Origin of the sequence: Spongiactinospora sp. TRM90649, from assembly GCF_029382225.1 — a bacterium.
Taxonomy (GTDB): domain Bacteria; phylum Actinomycetota; class Actinomycetes; order Streptosporangiales; family Streptosporangiaceae; genus Spongiactinospora.
The window spans coordinates 356,361-373,548 of sequence record NZ_JARLTC010000006.1; the positions used below are offsets into that span (position 1 = coordinate 356,361).

Genomic DNA, 17,188 nt, shown 5'->3' on the forward strand with positions numbered 1-17,188 from the left:
GGCGGTCATGATCGTCGATCTATCGGTGCCGATCGAGACCGGCATGCCGGTCTATCCAGGAGACCCCGAGGTCACCGTCTCACCGGCGCTGACGGCCGCCGCCGACGGCGTCAACGTGCTGCGCGTGCACCTGGGCTCGCAGTCGGGCACCCATGTGGACGCCCCCAACCACATCGACGACTCCCTGCCCGGCCTCGACGCGCTGCCGCTCGACCGGTTTTTCGGCCCCGCCACGGTGGCCGACGTTCGCGGGCTGCCCCCGGGCGCGGCCATCGGCCCGGAGTCGCTGGCCCCGGCGCTGCGGCCGGGGCACATCCTGCTCATCGCCACCGGCTGGTCGGATTACTGGGGCACCGGCCACTACCTGAGCCATCCCCACCTGACGGCCGAGGCCGCCCGTCTCATCGTCGGGTCGGGCGTGCGCACCGTGGCCATCGACGCCCTCAGCGTCGATCCCACCCCGCCCGACGAGAAGGGGGAGTTCCTGCCCGCGCACCGGGTGCTGTGCGGCGCGCACGCCGTCATCGCCGAGAACCTGCGCAACCTGGGCACTGTGCTCGCGGAGCGCCCGGACGGGCCCTTCGAGGTCTCGCTGCTCCCGCTGCGGCTGGCGGGCGCGGCCGACGGGGCCCCGGTCCGCGCGGTGGCGCGGCTGTGAGCGCTTGATGTCAACCGCGGTTGAGGTTGCACGATAGGTCGCCATACCCGACTTATCGGAGGATTCCGGATGGACATTGGCATCGGCCTGCCCGGGCACGCCCCCTGGACGGACGGCAGGACGCTCGTGGAGTGGGCGCGGCGCGCGGAGAACCGGGGGTTCACCACCATCAGCGTCAGCGACCGCCTGCTGTGGAGCACGCCAGAACCGCTGATCACACTGGCCGCCGCGGCCGGGGCGACCACGCGCATCGGGCTGCTGACCAGCGTGCTGATAGGCCCGCTGCGCAAGAACCACGCGCTGTTCGCCAAGGCGGCGGCGACGCTCGACCAGGTCGCCGGCCCCGGCCGCCTGCGGCTGGGCCTGGCCCCTGGCGTCAGGGACGACGACTTCACGGAGAGCGGCACGGACTATCACACCCGGGGCAAGGACTTCGACCTGCTCCTCGACCGGCTCGCCACCACCTGGCGGGGCGAGACCCAGGCGGGGCCGCCGCCCGCGACGGCGGGCGGGCCGCCGTTGCTGTTCGGCGGAACCTCGGCGGCGACCCTGCGGCGGGTGGCCGCCCACGGGACCGGCTGGATCGCCGGAGACGCCACCGTCGAGGACGTCGAGGGGTTCGCGCCCCGGTTGCGGGAGGCGTGGGCGGGGGCGGGCAGAGACGGCTCACCCCAGGTCGTCGCCTCCGTGATGTACGCGCTCGGCCCGGACGCGCACGCCGCCGTGGCCCGGGCCATCGGCTCGTACTACGCCTTCGCCGGCGCGGAGTACGCCGAGTACGGCGTGGCCGCCGCCTACACCTCCGCCGGCCGGATCCGCGACGCGGTGCCCGCCTTCGCCGAGGCGGGCTGCGACGAGCTGATTCTGATGGGCAACGACCCCGACCCCGCCCAGGTAGACCTGCTGGCCGACACCCTCGGCCTCTAGCCGGAGACGCCCGCGCTCTCCAGCGGGGCGCGGCCGGTCTCCAGGAGGGTCTTGAGGCCGGAGAGGAGTTCGGGCCAGCCCCCCGACCGGTCGGACCCGCCGCTGATCGCCGCCAGCATCGCGCTGCCCTCGTCGAAGTCGTCGTGGATCACGGTCAGCTTGACCCCCTCCCCGGCGGCCTCGATCTCGAAGGTGACCTTCGACCGGCGTTCCTTCAGCGCCTCGGCGTAGCGGTCGGCGTCCCAGCCGAACAGCTCGGCGTGCTCGGGCTGGAAGGGGTGCCAGGAGTAGGAGAGCCGCCGGTTGGGCTCGCTCTCCAGGACGTACTGGCCGAGGTCGCGGAACTCCTCGCCGGGGGCGTTCTGCCACAGCACGGGCGAGCCCACCTGCCAGTCGGACGAAAGGGCCACACCGCCCCAGTAACGGCGGGTGAAGGCGGGCTCGGTCAGCGCCTGCCAGACGCGCTCGGCGCCGGCCTGGATGTAGGTGACGTAGACGAATTCGGGTTTGCTCACGGTCTTGCCCTCCAGAGCGTGCTTGAGATCGGCGAGCGCCTCGACCCGGTGCCGGTCGTAACGGCCGATCCAGCGGTCGGTGATCTCGATGATCGGCGCGGCGTTGAGGTAGTGCAGCTTCTCCCGCCCGCGCCGGATGGTGGCGACCAGCCCGGCGGCTTCGAGTACGGCCAGGTGCTTGGTCACGGCCTGCCGGGTCATGTCCAGATCGGCGCACAGCTCGCGCAGGCTCTGGCCGTTGCGCGCGTTGAGGCTGTCCAGCAGACGCCGCCTGCTGGTGTCCGCGAGCGCTTTGAAGATCGTGTCCATGCTCCACCGGTCGTTCGTAGGTCGCCTCCGGCAGAATAGGCAACCAAATGGTTGCTCGTCAATCCCGCGAGTGCCGCCCGGCGAGCGTCCGGGGGAGGGGCGCCGTCAGCCCGCCCGTGCCGCGCGTACGGCGGGCAGGTGGTCGGTCAGCGTGCGCGCGTAGGCCGCGAGCAGGGCCGGGATCCGGTCGGCGTGGTCCCACAGGGACTCGAGCTCGGCCGACTGCTCCGGGGTCTCGGGCAGCCCGCGCTGGTCGATCTGACGGCTCAGCCGGTCGGCCCCGGCCTTGGCGGCGAGCGCCGCGTCCAGGGCGGAGGAGGCCTCGCGGATCGCGCTCACCGTGGTCCGCGGCACGTCGCGCATGGTCAGGGACTCGACCAGTTCGCCGGTCTCCGGCAGCAGCGGCACCTGGTGGTCGAGCCAGCACCGCCCCCACAGCCTGCGGCGGCGCGCCTCTGGCCGGCCGTCCTCGGCGAGGACCTGGCGGCCGTCGGCCCCCGCCCGGAACGTGAGCCCGAGTTCGGCGGCCGGTCGGCGCCCGCCCGCCGGACCGGCGTCGCCCGGCGCGGGGCGGCCGAGCCACAGCGTCAGTTCGGCCAGGTTCCGCTCGTGGCGGGAGATCGCGGGCAGGCGGCGCAGGTTCTCGTCGGACATCCAGGACTCGGGGTCGGCGGCTGCGGCCCTGACCGGATGCAGGCGCAGGCCGAACAGCGTGGCCACGGTCGCCGACGCGGCGACGTCGGCCCACCAGGCGGCGAACTCGCGGGCCGCCGCGCGGTGGCGGTGGGCCGCGGACAGGGCCTGCTCCTGGCGGAACGACGACAGCGCCCGCGCCGGATCGGGCCACCCGCAGCCGGGCGGCCACCCGGCCCCGGCTCGTTCTTCGAGCAGCCGGTTGTCCTCCTCGGAAAGCCGCTCCAGAAGCCTTTCGGATTCGGCGTGATCCGCCATCACCCGCTCGGTGACACCGGCGAGCGCGCGCAGCGCGTCGTCGAGCGCGGTGTCGTCCATTCCGCTGTCGGACGTGGCCGGTGGCGCCGGGGGAGTCACGGATTCCAAGGAGGTCTCCTCGTGGAAAGGGATCGACGGGCCGGGCGATTTTCGGGAGGTCAGAGGCAGGGACAGGTTAACCCCGCCGCGCCGAGAGACGTGCTGGAAATCAGGAATCCATTGACCCTTCACCTGGACTTTCCATCCGTGTTCGCGTTGTTTGGCGGTGATATTAATTCCTATTCGCATGGGCGTGCCCCGCGATTGCGCGGCCGGTATCACGGCCAGCAGAATCGGGACATGAGCGAGCGACCCGGCGAGGGGCTGCGAGAGCGAAAGAAGGCCAGGACCAGAGCGCTGATCCAGCGCGAGGCGCTGCGCCTGTTCCAGGAGCGGGGCTACGCCGACACCACCGTCGAGCAGATCGCCGAGGCGGCGGAGGTGGCGCCGAGCACGGTCTTCCGCTACTTCCCGACCAAGGAAGACCTCGTGCTGATGGATCACTTCCCGCCGTTCGCCGAGGCGCTTGCCGCCGCGCCCCGCGAACTGGGGCCGGTGGCGGCGGTGCGCGAGGCGCTGCGGGTCACGGTGACCGCCCAGGCGGGTCAGGCCGCCGCCCTGGAGCGTGAGCGGCTGATGCTCACCGTGCCCGAGTTGTGGGCGGCCAGCCTGGAGAACGTCACGACCGCCGTCCGCACCATGCAGCAGATCCTGGCCGACCGGGCGGGCCGCGACCACTTCGACCCGCAGGTCCGCAACGCGGCGGGGGCGATCGTGGGCGTGGTCATGGCCATCTGGTTCGACTGGGTGCGCAATCCGGGCATCGACGGTCCGGCCGAGATCGACCGGGCTCTGCTCCACCTGGAAGGCGGCCTGTTGCTCTAAAGCGCTGGTGGTGGCATATATCACATTGCCGATCGGGAATTGTGCGAGCGTGGGACTGGTTTGAGCCGGAGGTTCGGCAATCCCCGCGATCGAGGTTATGTGATCGAGCTACGCGGCCTGCGCAAGGTCTACCCGAACGGCGTCGTCGCCCTCGACGGCGTCGATCTGAGCGTGCGCGAAGGCGAGATCCACGGAGTGCTCGGCCGCAGCGGAGCGGGCAAGAGCACGCTGCTGCGCTGCGTCAACCTGCTGGAGCGCCCGACCGCAGGCATGGTCACGGTGGACGGCACCGAGCTGTCCGGGCTCGGTCACGGCGAGCTGCGCGCGGCCAGGCGGCGGATCGGCATGATCCACCAGCACTTCGCGCTGCTGTCGTCCCGCACGGTCGCGGGCAACATCGCGTTCCCGCTGGAGGTCGCCGGAGTGCCTCGCGCCCGGCGGGAGCCGCGCGTGCGCGAACTGCTCGATCTCGTGGGGCTCGCGGACAAGGCCGCCGCCGTCCCGGCCCAGCTCTCCGGAGGTCAGAAGCAGCGCGTCGGCATCGCCCGCGCGCTCGCCGCGGGCCCCCGGGTGCTGCTGTCGGACGAGGCGACCAGCGCGCTCGACCCGGCCACCACCCAGTCGATCCTGGCCCTGCTGCGCAGGCTCAACGCCGAGCTTGGGCTGACCATCCTGCTGATCACGCACGAGATGCAGGTGATCAAGAGCATCTGCGACTCGGTGGCGATCATGAAGGCGGGCCGGATCGAGGAGGCGGGCCGGATCACCGACCTGATCGCCACCCCCGGCGCGGCGCTCACCAGGGAGATCTTCCCGCTGCCCGAACCGGCCCCGTCCGGCACGGTGACGGTGACCTTCGCCGGGCAGGCGGACGAACCGGTCATGTCCGCACTGGTCCGCCGGTTCGGCGTGGACGTCAACATCCTCGGCGGCTCGCTGGAGGAGCTGCGCGGAGCGCCCATGGGGCGCCTGCGGGTGCGCCTGACCGGCGGCCGGGTGCACGACGCGCTGGCCTACCTGACCGGCCTCGGACTGCTCGTGGAGGTCGCGTGAACCCCGACGAGCTGATGCCCGCGCTGCTCCAGGCCACCGGCGAGACCCTGCAGATGGTCGCGCTGTCCACCGTGCTGACCGCGATCTTCGGGCTGCCGCTCGGCGTGCTGCTGGTCACCGCCGACCGCGGCGGCCTGGCCCCGGCCCCGGCGTTCAAGGCCGTGCTCGGCGCGGTGGTCAACATCGGCCGGTCGCTGCCGTTCATCGTGCTGATGGTGGCGGTGATCCCGTTCACCCGGCTGGTCACCGGCACCACCATCGGCACCGCCGCGGCCGTCGTCCCGCTCACGCTCGGCGCGGTGCCGTTCTTCGCCCGGCTGGTCGAGACGGCGCTGCGCGGGGTGGGCCGCGACGTAGTCGAGGCCGCCCAGGCGATGGGCGCCCGGCGGGCCGCGATCGTGGGAAAGGTGCTGCTGCCCGAGGCGCTGCCGGGGCTCGTCGCCGGGCTGACGGTGACCGTCGTGGCCCTGATCGGCTACTCGGCGATGGCCGGGGCCATCGGCGGCGGCGGGCTCGGCGACCTCGCGGTGCGCTACGGCTACCAGCGGTTCGACACCACAGTAATGATCATCACGGTCGTGCTGCTCATCGTGATCGTGCAGCTCGTCCAGAGCCTCGGCGACCTGGTCGCCAGAAGGCTGTCCGGTAATGAGAGAAGGAGTGAACGGGGTGCGTAAGTTTCTCGGGGGCGTGGCTGCGGCGGCGCTGGCACTGGTGCTCGCCGCGTGCGGCGGGTCCGGTGAGCCGGCCGCCCCGGCCGCGGACGGCACGCTGAAGATCGGCGCCAGTCCCACGCCGCACGCGCAAATCCTCAAGTTCGTGCAGAACGACCTGGCCGCCAAGGCGGGCCTGAAACTGGAGATCGTCGAGTTCAGCGACTACGTCCAGCCCAACACCCAGCTCCAGGAGGGCAACCTGGACGCCAACTTCTTCCAGCACAAGCCCTACCTGCAGGACTTCGTCGCCTCCAAGGGCGGCGCCGAGCTGACCTTCCTCCAGCCCGTCCACCTGGAGCCGCTCGGCCTGTACTCCCGCACGGTGAAGTCGCTCGCCGAGGTCCCGGCCGGGGCGGACGTGGCGCTGCCCAACGACGCCACCAACCTGGGCCGCGCGCTCAAGCTGCTGGAGGACAACGGCCTGGTCACCCTCAAGGAGGGGACGGGCACCGCGGCCACCGAGCGCGACGTGACCGGCAACCCCAAGAAGCTGGTGTTCAAGCCGCTGGAGGCCGCCCAACTCCCGCGCTCCCTGCAGGACGTGGACGCCGCCGTGATCAACGGCAACTACGCGCTGGAGGCCGGTCTCAAGCCCTCGGGCGACGGGCTGGCGCTGGAGAAGGCCGAGGGCAACCCGTACGCCAACGGGCTGGTGGTCCGCGCCGACCAGGCGAACGACCCCGACCTGAAGAAGCTGGCGGGCCTGCTGGCCGGCCCGGAGGTCAAGAAGTACATCCAGGACACCTTCGGCGACGGCGCGGTGATCCCCGCCCAGGCGTGAGCACGCGTCACTCGCGCGGCACGGGCTCCAGCTCCGGCTGGGCCCCGCGCCGGGTGAGGGTGACGATGACGGCCGTCACGGGGGCGGCGAGGAACGCCCCGGCGATCCCGGCGATCACGCTGCCGATCGCGATGGCGACCAGGATGACCGCGCCCGGCAGGTCGAGCGCGCGGCCGTAGACCTGCGGGGCCAGCACATGGCCCTCGACCTGCTGGACCAGGATGGTCACGGCCACCACGATCAGCGCGACCAGCCAGCCCTTGGCCACGAACGCCACCACGGCGGCCAGCAGGCCCGCCATGAACGCGCCCACGACCGGCAGGAACGCCCCCACGAAGGTGAGCACGGCGAGCGGCAGCGCGATCGGCACGCCGAGGATCCACAGGGCCATGCCGATGAAGAAGGCGTCCACCGCACCCACGATGGCGATCCCGCGCACGTAACGGCCGATCACGTCGAACGTCGTGGTGCCCATGTCGTGCAGGCGCGGCCGGGTGCTCGGCGGGCACAGGTCGACCAGCCAGTTGAACAGGCGGTCGCCGCCGTGCACGAAGTAGATCGACAGGATCAGCGCGATGATCAGGCCGACCACGATCTCGCCGACGGTCTTGGCCCCGGCGATGGCGCCGTTGGCGATGCGCGACCACTGCTCGTTCAGATAGGTCTGCGCCTCGCGGGTCAGCTCCTGCAGACGGCGGTCATCAAGGCCGAGCGCGCCCGCCATGCGGTGCAGGTCGTCCACGACCTGGCCGAAGCTGGTGCTCAGCTCGCCGAGCCCGGCCGTGGTGGGCGGGACGAGCAGCGCGACGAGCCCGGCGAACAGCGCCAGGCCGCCCGCCCACACCACGACGGTGGACAGCGCGCGGTTCATGCCGTGCCGCCGCAGCCTGCGGACGGCGGGGTAGAGCAGCGCGGTGATGAACACCCCGACGACAGTGGCCAGCGCGACGGTGCTGATCAGGCCGACGACGTAGAGGGCCGCCCAGGCCAGCAGGATCAGGCCGACCAGGTTCCAGGCGGCCTTGCCCGCGCGCTCCAGACTGCGGCCGTCGCGCAGCCCGTGCCTGGTGGCCTCACGCCTTGCGGGCGGGGGTCGCCCGGCGCTGGCGGGGGGCGGTGTCTCACCGTCGTCGCTGGTCATCTCCTCACTGTTTCCCACCGTGTACGGGTGGTAACCGGCACACCCTCAGTGCGTACCCCAGGAGTAGGTCTGTTTGTGCAGCTTGAGGTAGACGAACGTCTCGGTGGCGCGGACCGTGGAGATTACCCGGATCTTTCCGAGGATGTCCAGCAAGTGCTGGTCGCTGCCGCAGACCACCTCGACCATGATGTCCAGCGATCCCGCGGTCAGCACCACGTAGGTGATCTCCTGGATCAGCGCCAGCTCGTCGGCGACGGTCTCCAGGTCGCCCTCGCACTTGATGCCGATCATCGCCTGCCGGGGGAAGCCGAGGGTGAGCGGGTCGGTGACCGCGACGATCTGCATGACCCCGGCGTCCAGGAGGCGCTGCACGCGCTGGCGCACGGCGGCCTCCGACAGCCCGACCACCTTGCCGATCGCGGCGTACGGCTTGCGGCCGTCCCGTTGCAGCTCCTCGATGATCCGCTTGGAGATGTCGTCGAGGGGGTACGGCCCCCGCCCCTCCGCTGTGCCCTGGCGTGATGCCCTGGGAGCCGTCGTCATGCAACGCGTCCTTCCTGCGAGCCGGGCCCGGGGACCGCCACCCGGACGTTCCGGAGATCGGGCCCTGTTGCGACATGCTGTCAGGTATGCGGCTTCTGTCAAGCGATTCCGTTGCTCTTTGTCATTTTCACCACGAAATCCCGCGTGGAGTACCGTTTGGCCTGTCAGGGTCGCGCGTAACGCCACTACGGCGGGGCCCCGGCCTTGTAGGGGGCGGGGCGGCCGGTCATGATGGGCTGCATGACCGCTGAGGGTGCCCAGGCCGAGCCCGTTCTGGTGAAATGCGCGGACATCGACGACGACCTGTTCGTCCGCTTCTACGAGACGGTCCTGGCCCCCGCGTTCCCGCCCGCCGAACTGGTCGGCCTGGAGACGGCGAGGGTCGTCTACCGGGCCCCCGAGTACGGCCACTTCGGCACAATCGCCATGGTGGACGGCGAGCCGGTGGGCGGCGCGCTCGGCAGCTTCTCCCCGTCCAGCGGCATCCTGCTGCTCGACTACCTCGCCGTGCGGCCGGAGCAGCGGGGCAGAGGGCTGGGCTCCGCGCTGATCGGGCATCTGCGAACGGCGTGGCGGCCGAAGGCCCGCCCGGTGGCGGTGCTGGCCGAGGTCGAGGACCCGGCGCGGCACTCCGCGAGCGTCTTTGGCGACCCGGTCGCGCGGCTGCGGCTCTACGACCGCACCGGCTGGTCGCTCCTGCCGGTCGACTACTTCCAGCCATCGCTGGCCCCCGGGCTGCCGAGGGTCCAGGGGATGTTCCTGATCTGTCTCGGCCCGGCCGGGCCGACGGTTCCCACCGAGGCCGTCCTGGCGTTCCTCGACGAGTACGTCCGGGGGTGCGAGGGCGACGAGGCGGCGCGGTCCGATCCGGAGTACCTCGCGCTGCGCGAGCAGGTGTCCTCCTGGGGGCCCGGCGTCCCGCTGTGGCCGATCTCCCGTGCTCCCGAGGTGCGCCGCCGCGCCGGTCATGCCTGATCCCGACCACGCGCTGTGCGCCCGCCTCAGGTCGGGCGACCTCACGGCGCTCGACGCCCTTCTGGCGCGCGACCACGGCGTGGCGGGGCTCCTGGCCCGGGTGGCGGGCGCGGGCGAGCCGGAGAGCGTGCTGGAGACCGCCTGGCGGCGGCTGGTCGCCGACATCGTGGCGGGCGAGGTGACCGGCGGCCTGCGCGCCGCCCTGCTGGGCCGCACGCTGGCCGCGATCGGGCCGACCGGTGAGAGCGCCGTCCCGCCCGATGGCCGGTTCCTGCCGCCAGGCGACCCCTGGGCGGGCTGGTGGTCGGGCGACGGCCCTGCGGAGTGGCCTCCCGGGTTCGCGCCGGACGACCGGACGGTCGCCGAGGCGCTTCGCCGGATCCCCCTTCCGCTGCGGATTCTTCTTGTGGCCCGCCATGTCGCCGGGCTCTCGGCGGAGGAGGCGGCGGCGCTCGCCGGCCGGGAGCCAGAACACCAGGAGCCGTTGCTGCGCGCCGCCGCCGAGGCGTACCTGGCGGCGATCGACGCCGTGGTCGCGGACGGAGGCTGAGGGCATGCGCGCGGTGGACATGAGCTGCGAGGTCGTCGCGGGACTCGTGGTCCCCTGGCTGGGGGCGCCGGGCGGCGAGGAGATGAGCGAGCGGGAGCTCGACGCCTTCGAGCAGCACCTGCTGTACTGCCCGCCGTGCATGGCCTACGGCCGCAACGCGCGGATCGCCCTCGACGCTCTGCGCGCGGCGGGCCCGGGGGCCGTGAGCCGGGATCTGCGGGAGTCGCTCGCGGCGCTGGTGCGGGCGGCGGCGACGTGACCCACTGGAAGTTCCTCGCACCGGGCGCGGTGAGCCCGTTCGCCGGTCACGTGTGGACGCCGGGGGAGTGGACGGCCGCCGCCGAACGGCAGGGCTGCCGGTCGGGAATCCACCTGTGCCGGGCCGATGACCTGCCGTACTGGCTGGCGGCGGAGCTGTGGGAGGCCGAGGCCGACGGCGAGGCCCTGCGGCTGCCGCACAAGGTGGTCGTGCGGCGGGCCCGGCTGGTCGGGCGCGTCGCCGCGTGGGACGCGGAGGCGGCCGGCGACCTGGCGCTCGCCTGCGCCGCGCGCACCGCCGTCCACGCCGCCGCCGAACTGGCCCGCGCCGGGCTGGACGGCGACGCCGGGCCGCTCGCCGCCCCCGGTCTCCCTCTCCTCGCGCTCGCCGGCGCCGCCCGCGCGGCGGCCCGCTCAGCCGCCCGAAACGGTGCGGGGCGGGCGGCCGGGCTGTGCGGCTACGTGCTCGACGCGGTCGAGGCAGTCGGCGTCCAGCCCGTCGCGAGCGTCGCCTACATCGCGGCGCGTGCGGCGAACCGGCGCACACCGGACACCTCCGCCGGGCGGCCGGCCGACCCCTACACCGCCGAACGGGCCTGGCAGGCCGCCTGGCTGGCCCACCGCCTCGGCCTCGGCCGGCCCGGCTGACCCCGGCTCAGATCAGCGTGTCCATCCCGGCCGACGCGTCCGGGGCCATCGACTCCTTGAAGTCGGACCACTCGTCGAAGAACTCGGTCGCGTCGGACCCCAGTTCGTCCGGCATGGGGCCGCGGGCCAGGAACCGCTCCCTGATCAGGGTGAGATCGGGCACGAAGAGCGGGGGCGCGGGCGTGGCGGGAGGGGCGGGCGCGTGCCGTCGCAGGGCCGCCAGGAAGGCCATGGCCTCGTCCTCCCCGAGCGCGGTCATCCGGGCGGCCGTCCGCGTGCCGATCTCCAGGTAGAACTGCCGCGAGTACTCGTCCGGCGGGTTGGGCTCGCCCTGGAACACGTAGGCGTGGGCGAGCGCCCGGCCGTACTGGTCGGCGGCGGGCCCGCGCTCACCGGCCGCCCAGTGCAGGTCGGCCCGCACCCGGTGCAGGTTGGCGATCAGTTCGTGGTCCCAGTCGGGGCCGCCGTCGCTCTCGGGCGTCTCCAGGGCCAGGTCCCGCGTGCGCCGGGCCGCCTCCGAGAGGACGGCGACCGCGTGGTCCGTCAGCCCCCGCTCTAGGGCGTGGTCGGCGCGCTCGAAGTGGATCCAGGCGACCGTCCAGGCGTCTCCCAGCTCCTCCAGCGCCGCCGTGGCCTGGTCGTAGTAGGCGTCGGCCCGCTGGTCGGCTGGGTCGCGGTAGCGCCGGGTATGGGCCAGGAACAGCGTGATGAACGCGTTGGTGCGCTTCACGTCCTCCTTCTCGCGCGCCGACAGGGAATGGGCGGCGGACCGCTGCTCGATGCCGCAGATCCGCCGGATCAGCAGCAGGCGCGATCGGATGCCGTCCCAGGGCGCGCCCGGCGGCTTCACGTGGGTCAGCGGGTAGTTGTCCAGCAGGTACGTCAGCGCGTCCAGCAGCTGCTCATCGGGGGAGGGGGCGTCGCGGGGAGACTCCGGCCAGGAGGCGTGCGCCCACTCCCAGGCGGCGGAGGTCCTGCTCCAGTCCTCCAGGAGCCGGCGGTTGAGCGGGAAGGGGATGTAGTAGCCCCACCACCAGAACGCCTCCAGGAACACCAGCGTGAACCGGGCCCGCGAGATGGCGTGGTCGCCGGTGAGCAGGCCGGAGTGGCGCAGCCACTCGCGCTTGTCCTCCTGCCACTCGCGGTCCTCGAAGCGGTACCAGGAGGTGTAGGTCGTGTAGATGCCGTCCTCCCAGCGCCGCAGGCGCTCGAAGAAGTACTCCGCGGCGGCCCGGTGCAGGTTCCTCCAGCGGTCCGGGTGGTAGGTCTGCAGCCGGGACGCCAGGGAGAGCCGGATGAACTCATGGATCCGGAACCGGCCGCTCGGCCCGAAGTCGGGGGTGGGCACGTCCTGGAGCAGCCGCAGCGAGACCAGCTTGGCGATGGCGTCGCCGACGTCGCTCTCCTCGTCGCCCATCGCCCGCACCAGCGCGCTCAGCAGCGTGGCGTCGAAGGTGCGGGTGATCGCGATGGCGTCGAGCACCTGGCGCAGGTGCGGCTCGTGCACGGCGGCGATGATCAGCAGCACGAGTTCCGCCCAGCGGCGGCTCGTCTCCTCCGGCAGCCGCTCCAGCGTGCGCCGCAGCGAACGGGGATCGACGGCGTGCCCGCCGCTCTCCACGACCAGGTCGCCGATCAGGGCCACCCCTCCCGCGTGGCCGTCGGTGTAGCCGTACACGACCTCGGCGAGCGCCGGCTGGACGGGATCGGGGTGCAGCCGCCGGGACAGGTAGTCCTGCACGTCGGTCGGGCCGAGGTTGGCGAGGTCGAGCCGCCGGTAGCGGGGCGAGGGCACGCTCAACGCCACCTGCGCGGGCACGCGCGCCAGGATGACCAGGGTCTTCGCCATCCGCATGGCCATCCGGACCATCCAGTGGCCGAGTTCGTCGTCGGCGACCAGCTCGAAGGTGTCCACCGTGATGAGCACCCGGCGGCGCAGCGTGTACTCCTCCCACGCCTCGGCGAAGGCGTCGTCGATCTCGCTCTGCGCCTCGCGGATCCGCTGCCGGACGGCCTCGTCGCCGATGTGGACGATGCTGGTGAACTCGGCCTTCTCGATCGCCGAGCGCCTGCCGAGGGAGATCTCGTTCTTGGCCAGGAAGTCCTCGGCGAGGCGGCTCTGGAAGCGGCAGACCTCCTTGAACCGGTCGAACTCCGGGACCGGCGGGTCGGCCAGGAACCGCATCATCGCCCGTGACCTGGTGAACGTCTCCCAGAGCACGGCGGCGCTGGCGGTGGCCCCGTAGTCGTCGTGGAAGCCCGCGCCCAGGTCGTACCTGGCCATGTCGAACAGGTAGACCTGGGTGCCGGGATCCGCGCCGGCCAGCTCCGACACCCGGTCCATGAACATGGTCTTGCCGCTGCCGTGGACGCCGACCACGTCGAGGACGACGCCGCCGCTCAGCGATCCGAGTAGCTGGAGCGTTCCATCCACCTCGGCCGTGCGCCCGACGAAGATGCTCATTCCCGCTCCGTGTCATCGTCCGCCGTCCTGCGCCCGGCCTCCATGTCCAGCTCTTCGATCCGGGTGTTCCACCCCGATCGCAGGACGTTGAGGCGGCCGGACCGGAAGCGCGCCCGGCGAATTCTGGTCAGTGCGCCGAATTTGGCAATGTTTGTCGGAGAGTTTTGGTTTTTGGACATTCTTTCCGGCTTGTTGGGGACATTCCGCTTCGCCGAGGCGATCGACATGATCGCCCGCAGGACGCAGAGCAGGAATGTCAGTCCCGCGATGATCCACGCGTACGGCCTGCCCTCCGCCGGTACATACAGGGCGATGACGGCGAGCAGCACGCCGGCCCCCATGCCGGCGAGCAGCACCGGCTCCCCCTTGAGGAGCCTGATGACTTCGAGTGGCGCGCGGAGGAATGATCCTATTTGGGCAGGTGGTTCCGGAGGCCCCTGACTCATGGCACAACTCTGGCATGGAAGATTACCCATAACAAAATATTTCGTGAAAGCGGCTGAACCGTTATGTGCGCCATTGGTAGGCGCGCGGTTCGACTTTGGTTCCGGCGTCTACACCGAAGTGATGACGGCCCGGATGGGCCGCCGCGACGATGCCCGGAAGGCCCCTCGCCGGAACCCTTGAAGTATGAGGCGAATAGCGGCGCTCGACATCCTGCGCGGGGTTGCGATCATGGGCACCCTGGGGACCAACATCTGGCTCTTCACCAGCCCAGGCGGGCCGGCCGCGCAGCTCGCGGCGAGCGCCGGGGGCGTGGAGACCTTCCTGCGCTTCCTGGCCAACGGCAAGTTCCTCGGCCTGCTCACCCTGCTGTTCGGCGTCGGCCTGGAACTGCAGTACCGGTCCGCGCGGCGGCGCGGGGCGCGCTGGCCGGGCTGGTACCTGTGGCGGGCCGCGCTGCTCTGTGCCGAGGGCCTGGTGCACTACGTGCTGATCTTCGAGTTCGACGTGCTGATGGGATACGCGGTCATCTCGGTGGCCGTGGCGTACCTGATCGGGCGGAGCGACCGCGTGACGAACGCCTGGATCGTCATGCTGGGCTCCCTGCACGTGGCGATGATGTCGCTGGTCACCTACGCCATGCTGACCGTCGAGGTGCAGGTGAGCGGGCCGGCCACGCCGCTCTACACCGAGGGCTCCTGGCTGGAGCAGGTCGTCGCACGGATCCAGCTCGCGCCGCTCTACCGCCTGGAGTCGGTCTTCATCATCCCGATGGGGATCGTGCTGTTCCTGCTCGGCGCGCGGCTGACGCGGGCGGGCGCCTTCGAGGACTCCGCGCGCGGCGGGCTGCTGCGGCGTCGCCTGATGGCCGTGGGCCTGGGCGTCGCGCTGCCGCTCAACCTGGTCACGGCCTTCGCCGGTCCCGAATGGTTCTTCCTGGACCGCTACGTGCTGCCGCCGGTCGTCGCCCTGGGGCTGCTCGGGCTGGTGACGACCGTGATCACCGGGATGCGCGGCGAGGGCGGGCCCGCCCGCCGGGGGCTGGCGAACGTCGGCCGCACCGCGCTGTCCTGCTACGTGTTCCAGAACCTGGCCGCCTCGGTGGTCTGCTACGGCTGGGGCCTCGGCCTCGCCTCCCGCCTGGACCACCTGCGCCCCTGGTGGGTCATCGCGGCCTGGGCCGGGATCTGCGTCCTGTTCATGGCGCTGGCCACGCTCTGGCTGCGCCGCTTCGAGCGGGGCCCGCTGGAGCTGGCCTGGCAGTGGGCCTACCGGCTGCCCCAGCGGGCGGAGGATCAGCGCGCCGGCTCGGCGGTGCAGGGAGCGCCGCCGCAGACGTTCACGACCACCCCGGACCGCAGGAACTGAGCCTTCTGCACTCGTGCGCCCGGATCGTTGCGCGGGTCTTCGTGGGAGTCGCGGCCGTACTCCGGGCCGAGCGGCGGGGTGTTGGTGACGGGGGGCGCGGGGGTGCCGCTGTCCCAGACCACCATCGCCGGCCCGGGGTACGGCCCGCGCGGCAGCGACCCGATCCCCCAGTACGGGACGACGTCCGGGTTGCGCCCGGCCGCGATCGCCGGGCGGTGGATCCGCGCCCCGAGCGTCCTGGCCTGCACCTCGGCCGCCACTGTGGTGACCTGGTGGTCGCCGAAGGCCACGTGCATCAGCACCCGGTGGCGGGGCGAGCCCGGCAGCGGGTCGTCGCCGAGATGACGGGCGTAGCCGTTGGTCTCCGCGCGGTCCCACAGCAACTGCAGCAGCGCGAAGCAGAGCTGCTGGGTGAGCTTGTCCGGGTAGGACGCGTTCATCATCTGCTGGAAGGGCGTGAAGTCCACGCTCCGGTTGAGCAGCGTGGAGTAGTTCATGCCGGTCACGCCGAGCACCGCGTTGCGCACGTCGGGGGAGACCGCGACCAGCGCGCCCCCGGCGATGCCGCCCTGGCTGTTGCCGTCGAAGGCGAGCGGCGCGCGGTGGTCGATCAGCGGGCGGCCGCGGTCGTCGCGGAACGCCTCGTGGGCCGCCATCCCGTCCGCCGTGATCATGGCCCGGCCCAGCAGGACGAAGTCGAGCAGGCTCTGCTGGAGCCGGTCGGGCACCGTGCCGAACCTGCTGAAGTCGGTGAAGACCGACGCCACGTTCGGGACGTCCTCGTCGGACATGCCGATCCACTTGGTCGCGCAGAACAGCACGTTGTGCTCGCCCGCCATGGCGCGCACGTGCCCGGCGCGGACCTCGGTGGCGCGTCCGAGCAGGCCGTGGCCGTACAGGGAGGGCAGCGCGGGGCGCTTGGCGGTGGCCGAGCGGGGGACCACGCAGTGGAACCCGGCCCGCAGCGTGTCGCCCAGCGGGCGGGGCAGGCCGTCGGGGCCCCGGTTCAGGTTGGATCCCGGCGGCCCGCCCGGCCGGTTCAGGTAGTTGGGCACCAGGACTTCGCCGGTGACCTCGCGGGACACGTTCGGGTCCTGCTCGGGGGAGAGATCGGTGACCGACGTCACGGTGAACTCCGGCGACCGGCCGCGCAGGGCGCGCAGCGCCTCGTCGCGCATCCGCAGCGCCGGGCCCGCGATGCCCTGCTCGCTGGCCACCGTGAAGTCCCACGCCAGGTAGAGGTCCCTGGCCGCCACTCCGGCCGCGCGCAGGTCGGCGAGGGTACGGCGGAGCGCCCGCTGCCGCGCGGCCAGCGGGTCGTCGCCCGGCAGGTCGCGCCCGGACAGCCGGGTGAAGGTCTCGGGGGCGGGCAGCGCGCCGCCGTCGGCGCCCTTCAGGCCGCGCAGCGCGACGGCGTAGCGGCGGCCCTCCCGCAGGTTCTCGGCGGGCCTGACGATGAGCGCCCGCCGCGCCGGTTCGGTGGCCCCGGCGTCCAGTTCGGCCCAGTACGGCACGCGCTCGCCGGTCCGGGTGTCCACCAGCACGATCGGCGCGTCACGCCGCAGCGAGCGCCCCACGTCGGTCACCGGCGCGGCCCCGGTCGCACGCAGGTCGAGCCCGGGAACGTGGGCCAGCAGCATGGAGCCGGGCGAGAACCCGTCGGCCAGGTTCCACAGGGCGGGGTCGATCGGCGTGCCCGCCGCGTTGCGCGGCATGGCCGAGACGTCGAACGCGACTCTCCTGCCGGTGGGCGTCTTGGCCGGTTCGGTGAACCAGTCGTTGGGGAAGGGCAGCAGGCACTCGGTGCCCGCCACGGGGTCGCATCCGGGTACGGACGCGGAGGTGGACGGGGAGGTGGACGGGGAGTCGGCCTGGGCGGGGAGTGTCAACGGGGTGAGTGACGTTCCGGCCAGCGCGAGCATCGTCAGCGCGATACGCAGGCGCACGGGGGTTCCTCCTACCG

At 72.3% G+C, this 17,188-nt stretch carries 18 protein-coding genes; 11 read left to right on the forward strand and 7 right to left on the reverse strand.

Annotated features, from left to right (window positions below; translation table 11 throughout):
• Nucleotides 1-7 precede the first annotated feature (7 nt).
• Together P3X83_RS08960 and P3X83_RS08965 are read left to right on the forward strand one after the other, a co-directional pair.
• Nucleotides 8-658 (forward strand): cyclase family protein, encoded by a 651-nt coding sequence (locus tag P3X83_RS08960; protein ID WP_277304418.1) that lies wholly within the window; start codon nt 8-10, stop codon nt 656-658.
• Nucleotides 659-727: 69 nt separating this feature from the next.
• On the forward strand, nt 728-1,585 hold the full coding sequence (locus P3X83_RS08965) for an LLM class flavin-dependent oxidoreductase (protein ID WP_277304420.1): 858 nt from the start codon (nt 728-730) through the stop codon (nt 1,583-1,585).
• On the opposite strand, the gene P3X83_RS08970 is transcribed toward P3X83_RS08965, so the two are convergent.
• Complete coding sequence (locus P3X83_RS08970; protein WP_277304421.1) at nt 1,582-2,409, reverse strand: metalloregulator ArsR/SmtB family transcription factor; 828 nt, start codon at nt 2,407-2,409, stop codon at nt 1,582-1,584. The two genes, P3X83_RS08965 and P3X83_RS08970, sit on opposite strands and share 4 nt — an antisense overlap.
• A gap of 105 nt (nt 2,410-2,514) precedes the next feature.
• Nucleotides 2,515-3,468, reverse strand: a complete 954-nt coding sequence (locus tag P3X83_RS08975) for a hypothetical protein (RefSeq protein ID WP_277304422.1) — start codon at nt 3,466-3,468, stop codon at nt 2,515-2,517.
• A gap of 231 nt (nt 3,469-3,699) precedes the next feature.
• On the opposite strand from P3X83_RS08975, the gene P3X83_RS08980 reads away from it, so the two are divergent.
• From P3X83_RS08980 to P3X83_RS08995, 4 genes are all read left to right on the forward strand, one after another.
• Nucleotides 3,700-4,284, forward strand: a complete 585-nt coding sequence (locus P3X83_RS08980) for a TetR family transcriptional regulator (protein ID WP_277304423.1) — start codon at nt 3,700-3,702, stop codon at nt 4,282-4,284.
• A 99-nt stretch (nt 4,285-4,383) separates the two neighbouring features.
• Nucleotides 4,384-5,337, forward strand: coding sequence for an ATP-binding cassette domain-containing protein (locus P3X83_RS08985; protein ID WP_277304424.1), 954 nt, complete (start codon nt 4,384-4,386; stop codon nt 5,335-5,337).
• Nucleotides 5,338-5,351: 14 nt separating this feature from the next.
• The gene (locus P3X83_RS08990) at nt 5,352-6,014 is read left to right on the forward strand and encodes a methionine ABC transporter permease (protein WP_277304486.1); all 663 of its coding nucleotides are present in this window, start codon (nt 5,352-5,354) and stop codon (nt 6,012-6,014) included.
• Nucleotides 6,007-6,834 carry a MetQ/NlpA family ABC transporter substrate-binding protein gene (locus P3X83_RS08995; RefSeq protein WP_277304425.1) on the forward strand — a complete coding sequence of 276 codons (828 nt, stop codon included), beginning with the start codon at nt 6,007-6,009 and terminating at the stop codon, nt 6,832-6,834. Before P3X83_RS08990 ends, P3X83_RS08995 begins: the two co-directional genes overlap by 8 nt.
• A 7-nt stretch (nt 6,835-6,841) precedes the next feature.
• Here P3X83_RS08995 and P3X83_RS09000 read toward each other — a convergent pair whose 3' ends face one another.
• Together P3X83_RS09000 and P3X83_RS09005 are read right to left on the reverse strand one after the other, a co-directional pair.
• Entirely contained in the window at nt 6,842-7,975 is a 1,134-nt protein-coding gene (locus P3X83_RS09000) for an AI-2E family transporter (RefSeq protein ID WP_277304426.1), read from the reverse strand.
• Nucleotides 7,976-8,020: 45 nt separating this feature from the next.
• Nucleotides 8,021-8,518 carry an Lrp/AsnC family transcriptional regulator gene (locus P3X83_RS09005; protein ID WP_277304427.1) on the reverse strand — a complete coding sequence of 166 codons (498 nt, stop codon included), beginning with the start codon at nt 8,516-8,518 and terminating at the stop codon, nt 8,021-8,023.
• Nucleotides 8,519-8,758: 240 nt separating this feature from the next.
• Here P3X83_RS09005 and P3X83_RS09010 point away from each other — a divergent pair, with 240 nt between their 5' ends.
• From P3X83_RS09010 to P3X83_RS09025, 4 genes are read left to right on the forward strand one after another with little or no spacing between them, the layout of a single operon-like run.
• On the forward strand, nt 8,759-9,493 hold the full coding sequence (locus P3X83_RS09010; RefSeq protein WP_277304429.1) for a GNAT family N-acetyltransferase: 735 nt from the start codon (nt 8,759-8,761) through the stop codon (nt 9,491-9,493).
• Nucleotides 9,486-10,043 (forward strand): hypothetical protein, encoded by a 558-nt coding sequence (locus P3X83_RS09015; protein WP_277304430.1) that lies wholly within the window; start codon nt 9,486-9,488, stop codon nt 10,041-10,043. Before P3X83_RS09010 ends, P3X83_RS09015 begins: the two co-directional genes overlap by 8 nt.
• Before the next feature lie 4 nt (nt 10,044-10,047).
• Nucleotides 10,048-10,302 (forward strand): zf-HC2 domain-containing protein, encoded by a 255-nt coding sequence (locus tag P3X83_RS09020; protein WP_277304431.1) that lies wholly within the window; start codon nt 10,048-10,050, stop codon nt 10,300-10,302.
• Entirely contained in the window at nt 10,299-10,949 is a 651-nt protein-coding gene (locus P3X83_RS09025; protein WP_277304432.1) for a hypothetical protein, read from the forward strand. The genes P3X83_RS09020 and P3X83_RS09025 overlap by 4 nt, the downstream gene beginning before the upstream one ends.
• A gap of 7 nt (nt 10,950-10,956) precedes the next feature.
• Here P3X83_RS09025 and P3X83_RS09030 read toward each other — a convergent pair whose 3' ends face one another.
• A complete protein-coding gene (locus P3X83_RS09030) occupies nt 10,957-13,413 on the reverse strand; it encodes a hypothetical protein (protein WP_277304434.1) in 2,457 nt (818 codons plus the stop codon).
• Nucleotides 13,410-13,769, reverse strand: coding sequence for a hypothetical protein (locus tag P3X83_RS09035; protein WP_277304435.1), 360 nt, complete (start codon nt 13,767-13,769; stop codon nt 13,410-13,412). Before P3X83_RS09035 ends, P3X83_RS09030 begins: the two co-directional genes overlap by 4 nt.
• Before the next feature lie 274 nt (nt 13,770-14,043).
• On the opposite strand from P3X83_RS09035, the gene P3X83_RS09040 reads away from it, so the two are divergent.
• A complete protein-coding gene (locus P3X83_RS09040) occupies nt 14,044-15,225 on the forward strand; it encodes a DUF418 domain-containing protein (RefSeq protein WP_277304437.1) in 1,182 nt (393 codons plus the stop codon).
• On the opposite strand, the gene P3X83_RS09045 is transcribed toward P3X83_RS09040, so the two are convergent.
• Entirely contained in the window at nt 15,153-17,171 is a 2,019-nt protein-coding gene (locus tag P3X83_RS09045; protein WP_277304438.1) for a hypothetical protein, read from the reverse strand. The genes P3X83_RS09040 and P3X83_RS09045 overlap by 73 nt on opposite strands.
• Nucleotides 17,172-17,188: the final 17 nt, after the last annotated feature.